The organism is Streptomyces sp. NPDC033221 (assembly GCF_055577005.1).
The window spans coordinates 1-12,183 of the sequence record NZ_JBVIQN010000077.1; the positions used below are offsets into that span (position 1 = coordinate 1).

14 protein-coding genes are annotated in these 12,183 nt (G+C 73.7%); 6 read left to right on the plus strand and 8 right to left on the minus strand.

Features of this window, described 5'->3' with window-relative positions:
* Positions 1–132: 132 nt before the first annotated feature.
* The 6 genes from ACZ53K_RS42175 to ACZ53K_RS42200 form a co-directional block, all read right to left on the minus strand.
* A complete protein-coding gene (locus tag ACZ53K_RS42175; protein WP_468848315.1) occupies positions 133–1,014 on the minus strand; it encodes an ATP/GTP-binding protein in 882 nt (293 codons plus the stop codon).
* A complete protein-coding gene (locus ACZ53K_RS42180; protein ID WP_468848318.1) occupies positions 1,008–1,598 on the minus strand; it encodes a hypothetical protein in 591 nt (196 codons plus the stop codon). The genes ACZ53K_RS42175 and ACZ53K_RS42180 overlap by 7 nt, the downstream gene beginning before the upstream one ends.
* Positions 1,599–2,083: 485 nt before the next feature.
* Complete coding sequence (locus tag ACZ53K_RS42185; protein WP_468848321.1) at positions 2,084–3,163, minus strand: DUF2637 domain-containing protein; 1,080 nt, start codon at positions 3,161–3,163, stop codon at positions 2,084–2,086.
* A gap of 234 nt (positions 3,164–3,397) precedes the next feature.
* On the minus strand, positions 3,398–3,655 hold the full coding sequence (locus ACZ53K_RS42190) for a hypothetical protein (RefSeq protein ID WP_468848324.1): 258 nt from the start codon (positions 3,653–3,655) through the stop codon (positions 3,398–3,400).
* Positions 3,655–4,845, minus strand: a complete 1,191-nt coding sequence (locus ACZ53K_RS42195) for a sigma factor-like helix-turn-helix DNA-binding protein (protein ID WP_468848327.1) — start codon at positions 4,843–4,845, stop codon at positions 3,655–3,657. The genes ACZ53K_RS42190 and ACZ53K_RS42195 overlap by 1 nt, the downstream gene beginning before the upstream one ends.
* On the minus strand, positions 4,842–5,321 hold the full coding sequence (locus tag ACZ53K_RS42200) for a hypothetical protein (RefSeq protein WP_468848330.1): 480 nt from the start codon (positions 5,319–5,321) through the stop codon (positions 4,842–4,844). The genes ACZ53K_RS42195 and ACZ53K_RS42200 overlap by 4 nt, the downstream gene beginning before the upstream one ends.
* 247 nt (positions 5,322–5,568) lie before the next feature.
* Here ACZ53K_RS42200 and ACZ53K_RS42205 point away from each other — a divergent pair, with 247 nt between their 5' ends.
* From ACZ53K_RS42205 to dnaB, 3 genes are all read left to right on the plus strand, one after another.
* A complete protein-coding gene (locus ACZ53K_RS42205) occupies positions 5,569–6,303 on the plus strand; it encodes a GntR family transcriptional regulator (RefSeq protein ID WP_468848333.1) in 735 nt (244 codons plus the stop codon).
* A 224-nt stretch (positions 6,304–6,527) separates the two neighbouring features.
* The gene (locus ACZ53K_RS42210) at positions 6,528–7,577 is read left to right on the plus strand and encodes a helix-turn-helix domain-containing protein (RefSeq protein ID WP_468848336.1); all 1,050 of its coding nucleotides are present in this window, start codon (positions 6,528–6,530) and stop codon (positions 7,575–7,577) included.
* On the plus strand, positions 7,574–8,962 hold the full coding sequence (gene dnaB / locus ACZ53K_RS42215) for a replicative DNA helicase (protein WP_468848338.1): 1,389 nt from the start codon (positions 7,574–7,576) through the stop codon (positions 8,960–8,962). Before ACZ53K_RS42210 ends, dnaB begins: the two co-directional genes overlap by 4 nt.
* A 119-nt stretch (positions 8,963–9,081) precedes the next feature.
* Here dnaB and ACZ53K_RS42220 read toward each other — a convergent pair whose 3' ends face one another.
* A complete protein-coding gene (locus ACZ53K_RS42220) occupies positions 9,082–9,555 on the minus strand; it encodes a hypothetical protein (RefSeq protein ID WP_468848340.1) in 474 nt (157 codons plus the stop codon).
* 451 nt (positions 9,556–10,006) lie between these two features.
* On the opposite strand from ACZ53K_RS42220, the gene ACZ53K_RS42225 reads away from it, so the two are divergent.
* On the plus strand, positions 10,007–10,222 hold the full coding sequence (locus ACZ53K_RS42225; protein WP_468848342.1) for a hypothetical protein: 216 nt from the start codon (positions 10,007–10,009) through the stop codon (positions 10,220–10,222).
* 621 nt (positions 10,223–10,843) lie between these two features.
* Positions 10,844–11,098, plus strand: a complete 255-nt coding sequence (locus ACZ53K_RS42230; RefSeq protein ID WP_468848344.1) for a hypothetical protein — start codon at positions 10,844–10,846, stop codon at positions 11,096–11,098.
* On the opposite strand, the gene ACZ53K_RS42235 is transcribed toward ACZ53K_RS42230, so the two are convergent.
* On the minus strand, positions 11,099–11,641 hold the full coding sequence (locus ACZ53K_RS42235) for a helix-turn-helix transcriptional regulator (protein WP_468848345.1): 543 nt from the start codon (positions 11,639–11,641) through the stop codon (positions 11,099–11,101).
* A 77-nt stretch (positions 11,642–11,718) separates the two neighbouring features.
* Between ACZ53K_RS42235 and ACZ53K_RS42240 the strand changes: the two genes are divergently transcribed.
* Positions 11,719–12,045, plus strand: coding sequence for a hypothetical protein (locus ACZ53K_RS42240; RefSeq protein WP_468848347.1), 327 nt, complete (start codon positions 11,719–11,721; stop codon positions 12,043–12,045).
* Positions 12,046–12,183 lie beyond the last annotated feature (138 nt).

The window sequence follows — 12,183 nt, forward strand, 5'->3', positions numbered from 1 at the left end:
ACACCGCACCGGAATTCGATCGGTCGCCCCCGGGAATCCCACAGGACCATTCACAGCCCACCGAATTTCACCGTACAGCCCGCCGTAAACGACCGTCCACCCCGAATCGAATTCCGGCCGGGCGGTCAATTGTCAGTTGAGTACTTGTACCTCTCGGACATCGACTGTAAATGGTGTCTGGCGCACTTCGGTGAATTCTCCGGCGTCGCCGAGCGCGGGGGCCTGCCATGTGACGGTCCATGTGGCGGTGGCCGTCCCGGCGTACCGGCCGCCCCTCTGGCCGGTCGATGGGGTCTTGTAGCGGTGCCCGCAGTCCGGGGACGGGGCCTTGCCCCGCGAAGGGTCGTAGGGGGTGCCGGGGCCGGTGCAGGTGATGCTGGCGCCGTCGCCCATGTCCCACGCGACGGACGTGACCTTGGCCGTGGCGGTGACCGTCACACCGCCGGCCGTGGCGCTGGCGGTGGCCGGCCCGTACGACGTCGGGCTCTGCCTGACCCACATCCACATCGGCATCCCCACGACGTACTGCCCGGACGCCCGCGGGCTGGCCACGTCCGGGCCCACCAGCTTCATGGAGTCGACCGCCTGCCGCGCCACCTGCTCCGGGTCGATGGCGGGCGCGGCCGGGGCGCCACCGTCACCGTTGCCGACGAACACCACGCCGACGCGCCCCGTGGCGGGACAGTTGACCTGGTAGAGCGCGCCATCCGTGGCCGTCTTGCCCTCCCAGGCCAGGTTCTCCGCCGGCGGCTGCGGGTCGAGCTTGGTGTAGGTGCAGGGCGGTGCCGAACCGCCCCCGCCGCCGGAGCCGCCCCGGTCGCCGGTGTTCCCGGCGGGCGCTGCGTCCGTGCCCGAGCTGCCGCCCGAACCGGCCGGGCCGCCGCCGTCCTGGGCGCACACCTTGACGTACATGTCGGCGCCCGCGCAGACACCGCCTCCGGGGCCGTCGGCCCGCGCGGCCGGGGCGAGCACGCCCACCAGGACCACCGCGGCCGCCGCCGCCCGCCTCAGCACGTCGGGCCGCCCTGGGTGTTGATCCGCGTCACCAGCCACCGCCCCTGCCACTTCTCCGCCGTCGCCGTCATGACGTACCGCAGCGGCTGTTCCGCGGGCAGGGGGATCACCTTCTTCGCCTTGGTGTCGTACCGCTCGTACTTCGACAGATCCACGCAGTCCGACAAGGTCGCCTTGGGGGTCTTGGCCTCCAGGTCGAGCGCCGTCACCTTCGCCTCGTGCCCGATCTCGCCGCGTACCACCGTCCCCGCCTGCTTCATCCGGGCCACGTCGTTGCGGATCTGCCCGAGTGCATCCAGCGTCGCGTACCTCTCCAGGCTGGTGCCGTCCGCCGACGCCGCCCTGTACGCCTTCAACTGCTCCGCGGCCATCGAGTCGTAGGCGGTGCGCACCGCCGTCTTCTCCGCCGCCTGCGGGTCGGCCGGCGTCTTCGCCGCGCCGGGCGTCGCCGAGGCGGCCGCAGCGGCCGAGGGGGCCGCAGACGGCTCGCTGTCGCCGTCGCCTGCCCCGCATCCGGCGAGTGCCGCAACGAGCGCCAGAGCGCCGCTCAGCGCCGCTGCGCTGCGCTTGTGCCGAACCGTCATCGGGCCACCCCCGTGCGTCGCGAACAGATCGACAGCACCGTAACGCCCGGTACGCAGCACGTCACTGGCTTCTCGCGTCCCGTCAGCACACCGCCGCCCACCTGCCCCCGCGAACACCCCTTCTCTTCCTCCGGCTATCGCGCAGGAAGAGATGTCCGCGCGGGCGAGGGGCTTGCCCACAGGGTCTGGCCTGCATCAATGGGGCACGGCACCAAAAGGGCTTTCCTACCCTCGGTCCACCCCTCGGCCCAACCGTCCAGCCAACCATCCAGCCAACCGTCCAGCCCACTGTCCAGCCGCCTCTCGGTGCAACCCTCGGTGCAACCCTCCCCGGGCCGCGCCCCTGCCCGTACGCGCCGTACGGGCAGGCTTGCCCGCGCCCGTGACGTGCGGCTTCCGGCAGGCTTGCCCCGCCCCGGCCAAGGCTTGCCCAGACACCAAAAACGCCCCGGCCGGTCTCCCGGCCAGGGCGTTGCGGCAGTCGCTCAGGTGCGGTTGGGCTGGGGGCCGTATTTCGCTTCCAGCTCCCGGTACACCCGGCTGACCAGCGTCGCGGAGCGGTGCGCGTACTCGCCGCACCGCCGCGTGCTCAACCCGCGCCGCCACCCCTCCTCGATCAACTCGCGGGCCCGCTCCGGGCTGACCTCCTCCGGCTCCTGGTCCCCGACCTCGACCTCCTCCTGGTCCACGCGGGCGGTGATCCGGGCGGGCGCGGCCGCGGCGGCTGCAGCAACGGCGGGACGCTCCGTAGGCGCAGGCTGCGGGCGGGGCACCGGGCCGGCGGCCGGGACGGGCGCCGGATGCTGCTGAGCGGGAACCGGCGCCGGGGCGGGGGCGGGCGGCTTGGGCTCCTGGCGGTCCAGGCGCCGCGCCTCCAGCTCCATGCGCTGCATCTCCAGCGCGTGCCGGTGCTCCTCGCGGGACTTCGCCGCCTCCCGCTCGGCTTGCCGCTCCTGCTCCTGCTGCTCCTGGACGCGGCGCCGGTCCTCGTCGGCGCGCTGCTGGGCGCGGCGGCGGTCCTCGTCCTCCTGGCGCTCGCGGCGCCGGCGGTCCGCCTCGCGCTGCGCTTCCTGCCGCTGCGCCTCCCGCTGGTGCGCCTCCGTCTCCTCGACCTCCGCCAGGCGCGCGGCGAGGCGGCGGCGCCAGGCCGGGCCGGCTTCCGCGACCAGGACCAGGATGCCGGGCGCGATCAGGTGCTGGAGCACACCGGTCACATCGCCAGCCTCGGCCGCCGAGCCCACGTTCAGGAACACGCTGGCCGCACCCGTGAACAGGCGGAACAGCGCCGCCCACGCGCCGCCGCTGGCTCCGTAACGGGAGGCGATCTCGTCGGCCCGCAGCGCGCCGATGAACGCGAGATCGACCACGATCGGCAGCACCCACGCCACCGCCTCCCACCCGGGCGTGATGTGGCGGGCGACGTAGGGCGTGGCATTCAGCACCGACCACAGCACCATCCCGGCCGCCACGCCCCACGTCACCACCGAGATCGTCCGGTCCGCGCTGCGCACTTGCGCCCGCAGCCGCGCCGCCGACCCCGGCGCCCCTGCCGTATGGATCTTCATCCGTCACCACTCTCCGTACTGGTCGCCGCGCACAGTACGCGACCCGATCACCGGGCTGTGCATCCCGCACACCCCAAGCACCCCAAGGGGAAGCGCCGCGCACAGTGCGTGTATCGCGCACTGTGCGCGGCGCCCCTGGTCACGCACCGCTACAGCTCTTTGTGCGGCCGGGCGGGCGCCCGGCTCCCGGCCCGCCCCGGCCCCCGCCGGGACGGACAGGCAGCCGACGCCCGCTCACACCGCCACCGCACCCGCGCCCGGCCGCCGCACCGCACACCGGCCCGCGTGCACCGCCCGCACCTGCGCCACGAACACCCGCACCGCGTCCGCGCCGGTCACCGGACCTTCGCCCCGGCCGCACGCCGTGCACACGTACCGGGCCCGCGGCGGCCGGCGCCACACGATCCGACCCGACCGCCGGTCCTCCCGGCCCTGCCCCAGGTCCACATACAGCCCGCCCGTCACGGCGCGGGCCCCGGCCGGGCGCGTCATCACGCCGCCGCCTGGCGGGCCCGGTCGCGCAGCATCCCTTCCATGCGGGCGCAGGCCCGGCGGAACCGCTCGCCCGCGTACGCCGGGCCGCAGCCGAGCCGCTCGCTGACCTGCCGGTAGGTCAGCCCCTGCTCGCGCAGCAGCACGATCGCCCGCAGGTCCTCCGGCAGCTCGCCCACCACCTGCTCCCAGCCGTCCGGCACCGCCGTGGCCCGCGCGCCCGCCGTCTGCTCCACGTGCGTCCCGAGGTCGCGCAGCGCCGCCCGCAGCTCCCGGACCGCCCGCGCCGCGAGCTTGCCGGCGCCGCCCTTGCTGTAGCCGATCCGGGCCGCGATCGCCGAGGTGGACAGCCCCTCCGCCCGCAGGCGCACCACCGCCCGATAGTGGTCAGGCAGCCGGTCCACCACCCGCTCCCAGCCCTCCGGCAGCGCCGACGGCGGCGGCGTCACCGTGACCTCCTCGCCGTCGGCCACCCGGCGCAGCAGCGTCACCACGCGCTGGCCGCGCCGCCACACCGTGGCCGCCGCCCACCCCGTCAGGTCCTCGATGGCGCGGGTGGACATGCCCAGCTCGAACCGCAAATGGGCGTAGATCCGCAGCTCCGTCGGCATCCGTTCCAGCGCCTCGGCGAACCGGCCCCCCAGCTCCGACTCCGACTCCGCCTGCGGCGCGGCCGGCACCACCGTGCTGTGCTGCGCCAGCCGCTCCAGCGCCCGCTCTACCGAGTCGTCCTGGTCCGCAGGCGTCACCGGCTGCTCGCACCGGGCGCTCATCCGGGCGAAGTGTTGGCCCACCGCCCACTTCGCCTGCCCCGCCAGCAGCCCGAACAGGTCGTCGTCCGCGCGCTGCGCCAAGATCTGCTGCACCCGGGGCCGGGCGGCCTCCACCCACACGTCCTGCGCCAGATCCAGCGCCAGATCCCGGCGGTCCGACCCCAGCCGCGCCACCAGGTAGCCGACCAGCCGCTGCTGGTACCGGGCGAACATCCGCCCCAGCCGCTCCCGCTGCGCCGGCGTCAGCGGCGCATCCACCGCCGCATTCACCCGCACCCGCTCGCCCGTGGTGTACCCCGACACCACCACCCGCCCCGGCGTCCCCGCCGACACCGCAGGCCGCACCCGATCCCGCTCCGCCCGCGAACGCTGCCCCTTCGGCCGGTCCCCCACCTCCACCGCCACCGCCGTGCTCACGACGCCACCGCCGCCGGCGTCACGCCGAACACCCGGACCACCACGTCACGGACCCGCTCGAAGTCGGCCCGGCTCTCCGGCCGCGCCCCCTCCTCGTACGCCGCGCGCACCAGGTACTCCATGTGAGCCCCGCCCGCCGCCGCACCAGAGATCATCAGCGTGGTCACCGCCGCGTACCGCACCCGCGTCAGGTCCCGGCCCCGGCCCTCCTCCAGCACCTCCCAGAACTGCGGCGAGTCCCACAGCACCGCCAGCAGCTCTTCCGCCCGCAGGAACAGGGAGAAACGCACCTCCGCCCGCTGCGCCGCATACACCGGGTCCTCGACCCGCTGCGCCGCCGGAACCGGCTCCCCGAACTCGTTCACCCCCGTGATCCGGCCGCCAACCTCCACTCGGCACCGGCCCGCGCCGGCCGCCACCATCTGCTCCGCCCCGGGGACTGGGGCCACGTACTCGCAACCTGCCAGGATCGACATGTCGGTACCTCTCTCATCCAGGGGTGATCGACAGCGGCCCCGGTGTGTGCGCACCGGGGCCGCGCTGCATCCCGGCGTGTGCGCACCGGGACTGACCTGGGATGTGTGCGCATCCCAAGGCCCCGCGTCGCTGGCGTGACCAGCAACACAGGTGAATAGTGCGCTAGCACACCGCACACGTCAAGGGGTACGCTCGGTGGCGAGCTAGTGCACTGATGAGTGCATTGCCGAAACGAGGAGGTCAGGGATGCCCGAGCTGGAACGAACACCCCCATATCTGCAAGTGACGCGGGAGCTGCGCCAGAAGATCGTCGATGGGGAGCTGGCGGACGGTGACCGCCTGCCGTCCGTGCGGCAGCTCGCCGACACGTACTCGATCGCGCAGGCCACAGCCATGAAGGTGCTGGCGGCACTTCGCGCTGACGGACTCGCCGAATCGATCACAGGTGTGGGAACCGTGGTGCGGACCCGCCGCCACCTGCACCGGTCCGCACTGGACCGCCTAGAGCGCGCGCTCAGGACCGGCAAGATCTACGCAGAGGGCGAGTACGCGAAGATCAGCTCCGCCGACATGGCGCCGGCCCCGGCATGGGTGGCCGACCTGTTCGAGATCGATGAGGGCGCACCCGCTATTCGCCGCCACCGCGTGACGTACAACGAAAACGGCCCGATCAGCGCCTCAACATCATGGTTTACAGCGGACCTCGCGGAATCCGTACCGGCGCTGCTCCAAACGGAACGGATTCCCGGAGGAACGCCGAATGCAATTGAGGCGGGAGTTGGACTGCGCAGCGTGGGTGTAAACGAAGCGTCAACCTCCGCGAGCGCAACTGTCGAAGATGCCGAAGAATTGGGAATTCCCGAGGGATCTCCGGTTCTCATCGGCAGGAACGTATTCTATGCCGCCGATGGATCGGTTATCGAGGCAGGCGAATCCGTATCTCCGGCGGGACGCTGGAAGGTACACAGTTCCGCGCATTGACGCGCTGCGGCCGGGTCGCCCCGCCCCGGCCGCAGCCGTGCGGGAGCATGGTCCGCACAACGCAACAGGCCCCGTCGATGACGGGGCCCGCAGGTCCGCCGGGCTGGACCCCGGACGGAAAAGAGCTTGATCACCTCGGATAGGGAGGTGCGCTCGTACATGAGCGTACGCGGACTGACTGACGACGGGCCAGAGGGCCAGGTAGGCGCGCCGGGGGTGGCTCGGTGAGCTATCAGGCGCAGACGTGGGTGGATGAGGTCGGGATCAGGCTCTGCCGCAACGGTGGCGAGCTGCTGGTGCTGGTCAGGGTGGCGAACCACGTGAACGGTGAGATGCGGGGCTGCTACGCCTCGGCCGAGACGCTGGCGGCCAAGTGCCTGATGGGCGAGTCCACGGTGCTGAAGCACCTGCGCCGCCTGAAGGCCGGCGGAGTGCTGGTGCCGGGCGACCCGGATCTGGTGAGCCACCTGCGGGCGGACCGTCGGCCCCCGGTCTACGACCTGGCGGGCGGGCACGAGGCGGGCTGTCCGGGCGGTCACAGCGTGGACGATGTGTGCCGTGTCGAGGCCACGGGTGCTCGATCTGAGCACCCGTCGAAGGAGACACCCGCCACGGGTGCTCGATCTGAGCACCCGTCGAAAAAGCGCAGGTCAGCGGGTGCTCGATCTGAGCACCCGTCGAAGGAAGCGCCCGCCACGGGTGTTCAAATCGACCTCCCACGGGTGTTCAAATCGAGCACCAATAGTTGTAAGGAATTGAACTCTCTCGTCTCTGTCCCCGCTGGCGCGTTCAGCGCACAGCCATCGCGGCAGTCCCAGGAGCGAGAGAGAGAGGCGGCTGCGCCGGAGGAACTGGCGGCGGCTGATGCGGTCGTGGACGCCTACGTGCGGGCGCTGGGGCGTCCGCTGGTGAACGGTTCGCGGCAGATGCTGCGGGGCCAGGCGGTGGAGCTGCTGGCGGCCGGCTACCCGGCGGCGTGGCTGGCGGCGCGGGCGGCGGAGATGCCCGCGAAGGGCTGGCGGGACCTGGTGCAGCACGCGGAGGCGTCGCGGGTGCCGCTGCCGGGGCAGACCCGTGCGGCGGCTGCGGCGGGGCCGGAGGTGTGCCGCAGGCCGGGGCACGGCGCCTCGTTCCCGGTGGACGACTGCCCGCCGTGCCGCACGGAGGCGCGCCGGGAGCGGGAGCGCAAGGACGGGCCGTCGCGGCTGGACACCGCCGCGATGATCGCGAAGCTGCACCAGGGCCGCGACCAGCGCGAGGGGGCGGGCCAGTGAGCGCCGTTGAGGGAGTGCCGCGCCAGGCGGGCCCGTACGGCGGGCCGGGCGCCGACGGGGACGTCGAGGGGCTGCGCACGCCGCCGCAGGACCTGGAGGCGGAGCAGTGCGTACTGGGCGCGATGCTGCTGTCGAAGGACGCGATCGCGGATGTCACCGGCGTCCTCAAGGGCCGGGACTTCTACCGGCCGGCGCACGAGACGGTCTACGGCGTGGTCCTGGAGGTCTACGCGGCCGGGGAGCCTGCCGACCCGATCACGGTGGGCGCGGAGCTGAAGCGGCGCGGCGAGCTGGAGCGTGTCGGCGGCGCCTCGTACCTGCACACCCTGGTGACCGCAGTGCCGACGGCTGCGAACGCCGAGTACTACGCCGAGATCGTCCGTGAGCGGGCGGTGCTGCGCCGGATGACGGAGGCGGGCGCCCGTATCGCGCAGCTCGGCTACACCGGCGCCGGCGACCTGGACGAGCTGGTCAACACCGCGCAGGCCGAGATGTTCGCGGTCACCGAGGAGCGCGCCGCCTCCGAGCCGGGCGCCTCGATCGCCGCGATCCTGGAGCGGGTGGTGGACCGGGTGGGCACCGTCGCCGACGGCGAGGTGACCGGCGTGCCCACCGGGTTCACGGACCTGGACGCGCTGACCAAGGGCTGGCATCCGGGCCAGCTGGTCGTGGTGGCCGGGCGGCCGGCCATGGGCAAGTCCACGCTCGCCCTGGACTTCGCCCGCGCCGCCGCGATCCACCATGGCCGGTCGGTGGCGGTGTTCTCGCTGGAGATGGGCGAGGACGAGATCGGGACGCGGGTGCTGTCGGCGGAGGCGCAGGTGGCGCTGCACCACCTGCGCGGCGGCACGGCCACCGACGACGACTGGACGCGCATCGGCCGGCGGCTGCCGGACATCGGCGCGGCCCGCCTGCACGTGGACGACTCCCCCGGGCTGACCCTGGCGGACATCCGCACCCGCACCCGCCGGATCGCCGCCCGCGACGGCCTGGACCTGGTGGTGCTGGACTACCTCCAGCTCATCACCGCCGTCTCCCGCCGCACCGCCTCCCGCCAGGAGGACGTCGCCGAGATCTCCCGGGGCCTGAAGCTGCTGGCCAAAGACCTCCGGTGCCCGGTGATCGCGCTGTCCCAGCTCAACCGCGGCTCCGAGCTGCGGGCCGACAAGCGCCCGCAGGTCTCCGACCTGCGCGAGTCCGGCGCCATCGAGAACGACGCGGACCTGGTGATCCTGCTGCACCGCGAGGACGTCTACGAGCGGGACTCGCCCCGCGCCGGCGAGGCGGAACTGATCGTCGGCAAGCACCGCAACGGCCCCACGGCCACAATCTCGGTGGCGTTCCAGGGCCACTACTCGCGCTTCGTGGACATGGCGCAGACCTGAGCCCACGCCCAGACGGCCCTGTACGGCCATCTGAGCGGCACGCGTACCGCTCCCGGACTCGTTGCCCGGGGGCGGTGCTGTTCGGCCGTCAGATCGCCGCACAGCGCCTCACCCGGTGGTCAGTCGAGTTCGTCGCCCTCGCGGTCGGCGCTGTCGCCGTTGCGGGGGTCGTCCACCGGGTCGGGGATCTCGCCCATGCCGTCGCACGCGATGCACTCGACCGTGTTCGTCTCGCCGTCCGGGCCGATGATCGTGGTCCGGCCGTTCTGGCAGCTGCACCGCACGGCCCCGGCCTCCTCCCGTTCCTGCTCGCGCCGTTCGCGTTCGCGGCGGCGGGCCATCTGCTCGGTGGCGCGCAGCAGCCGCGAGTACCGCCAGTCGCGTTCGAGGACGGGGATGTACTGCGGATCTACCCAGCCCATGGCGGCCTCCGGCGGTGCGGTGCGGGCGGTACGGGACCAGCGTCCTCCGGCCGGCGCCGCCGCGTCCACGGTGCGGGCGATGCGGCGGCCGCGGCGGCGGTCCGGGCGGCCCCAACGCGTGCCGCGCGTGACGCGTACCGCCCGTGCCGCCTGCGCGTGGTGCGCACGCACGCGCAGGCGCCGCCGCGCACCGGACGGACATACCCGCACATACGCGGGTACAGGTGATAGCGATGGCGGTACCCGGTCAGGACGGGCAGAGCCTCCCGCCGCACGGCGGGAGGATCGCCGCCGGGGTGACCGGCCCGGCGGGTCTCGCGCGCGAAGAGCGTGCACACGTGCACGAGCACACGCGTGCACGTAGAGGCCGCCCATACCGGATCACACAGCCGCACACCGGGCGCCTACGGGTGGTCCGCGTGATTGCGGCGCAATCACCGATTGCGGGCAGACCGGTGATTGCGGGGCAATCACGGCGCCGCCTCGTGCGCGTGCCTCGCGCGCAGGTGCGCGCTCCCGTACGGGTCGGCCCGGGGCCGACTGTCACAGGGCTTGTCACAGGGGCGGTCACAGCTTCGCGGGCGGTTGCGGGGCTTGGGCGGCGGGGCGGCAGACTGTCGCGGTGACCACGCACCGCCCCCGCCGGCCTCTGGGCTCCGGCACCGCCCGGCCCGATCCCCTCCCCCGCGATCCGCGGGGCCGCACCGCCGCCGAGCGGGCCGCCGACGGCGAGTGGGTGGCGGCCGACGAGCCGCCGGCCCCGCGGGGAAGCGGCAGCCGGCGGCGGCTGGGCGCCGGTCCCGGCGACCCGGACCCCGGCGGTACGTCCGGTTCGTGACCGCCACCCGCACCGCCACGATGTCCGGTATGCACCGCCCTGGGCACCGCCACGCCACCGCCACCCGGGGCGCCCGGACCGCCGCGCGGACGGGCGGGTGGCGGTGCCGTGGCGGTCCTGGGTGGCGGTGGGAATGTGCCGGTATGTACCTGCCGGAGGATCCGCCGGGCATCCGCTGACGGATGGCGCGGCGGTTGCGCGCGGGCCCGGCCGCGCTCGCACGACCGGGCCCTGAAGGACAGTTTTCGCCGATCGTCTCGCCGCTCCCGGCGGCTGTCACCACCCACACGAGCGTCACAAAAGCCGCGCGGCTGTCGAACCGCGTCGGCCGCCGCCCGCGTGCCGGGTCCGTCATGGTCGCCCGTTCAGCACCCGTCATGGGTCCGTCATGGCCGGAGCCGCCGACGGGCCCATGACGGACCCGTGACGGGTCGCCATGACGGACCTGGCCAGGAGAACCATCGGGTTGCGCGGCTAACCGGCGGGCGGGTGACGGTGCGGGCAGCCCGGCACCGCCGGGCGTCCAGTCCGCTCTGCCGTGGACGCGTAACAGCACAGGGCCTGCTGCCTGTCCCCTGCCGACGCGCGCGTCCAGGCGCGCCCCGCCCGAAGGGACCGACCATGACCACCACGCCCTCGACCCCGCCCGCCGCCCCGGCCCCGGAGCCGGCACCCGTTGCGGCCGAGTCCTACCGCGCGCTGCGCACGGCCGTGCTCATCCTCGGCCTGGTGCTCGGCGTGCTGATCGTCGCGGCGGTCGCCGCCGTGGCGTACTGGCGGCCGGTGTTCGCCCCGGCGGTCGCGGCCGGGGCCGCCGTCGGCGGACTGCTGCTGACCGCCGCGGGGCTGCTGTACACCCTGCTGCGGCGGCGGTGATCAGCGGCGACGCAGGCGGCGCAGCAAGCCCCGCCGGGGCTGCCCGGTGGACCGCTCATCTTCGCCCACCCCCTGCTCAGAGCCATGGTCATGACCCCCGCTCTGAGCAGGGACGGTGGGCGGCTCACCCTCGCCCACCGCCCCGGCGGGGCCGGCGGTCAGCGCGAGCATGGCGCGGCGTACGTCGGCCAGGTGCGCGTCGCGCGCCTCGACCTCCCGTTGCAGGTGAGCGGCCCGCGCCTCCGCCAGCTCCCGGGCGTGCTGCGCCTCCAGGAGCTGGCGCTCCAACTCCGCCCGGCTGGGCTGCCCACCCTGGTCACCCCCGCCCGCGGCCTGCTCACCGGTGGGCTGCTCATCGGGCGGGGCCGGGGCGTTCACCCGCAGGCCCGCCGCGAGCAGGTTCTCGACCGGGATCAGCCAGCCCCGGGCCGGGTCCCGGACCGCCCCGGGGAAGTCGCCGGCCTCCCGGCGGCGGCGGATCGTGGAGAGGCTGACGCCGCACGCGGCGGCCGCCTCGCGCTGGGACAGTCTGGGTCGGGCCATGCCCGCATCGTCCCCCACCCCGCCCGCACACAAGATCGGCGACACCCGCCGCCCCCGGCGGTCCTACGCTGCCCGCCATGAGCCGATACCTGCCCGACCCGTCCATGCCCGTGGCGCCCTGGCCCCCGGACGTGCTCGCAGCCGTACGGGCCACCCGCGCCCCGCTGTACGCCGTCGTATACCCCGCCGGTGACGCCTGGCGCGTGGTCCTCCTGCAAGGCCCGCAAGCGGACATCTACGAGACGTTCTATGCCGCCGGCCCATGGCCCGCAGGCGTCGAAGACGAGCTACGCCGACGTGCATACGTGTCCGAAGCGTGGGTTTTGCGCGCAGACTGGGACACACTCCCCGATGGCGGACGTGGGTCCGGTGTGCACCAGGACCGCAGCGAAGATGAATACTGAATCCACAGAAGCGCTCCGGCCGTAAATCACGGCCGGAGCGCTTCGTGGTTTACGGCGGCGTGTACGCCGAAATTCCGGTGGGCTGTAAATGGGGCTGTGGGATTCCCGGGGGCGACCGATCGAATTCGAGTGAGGCAC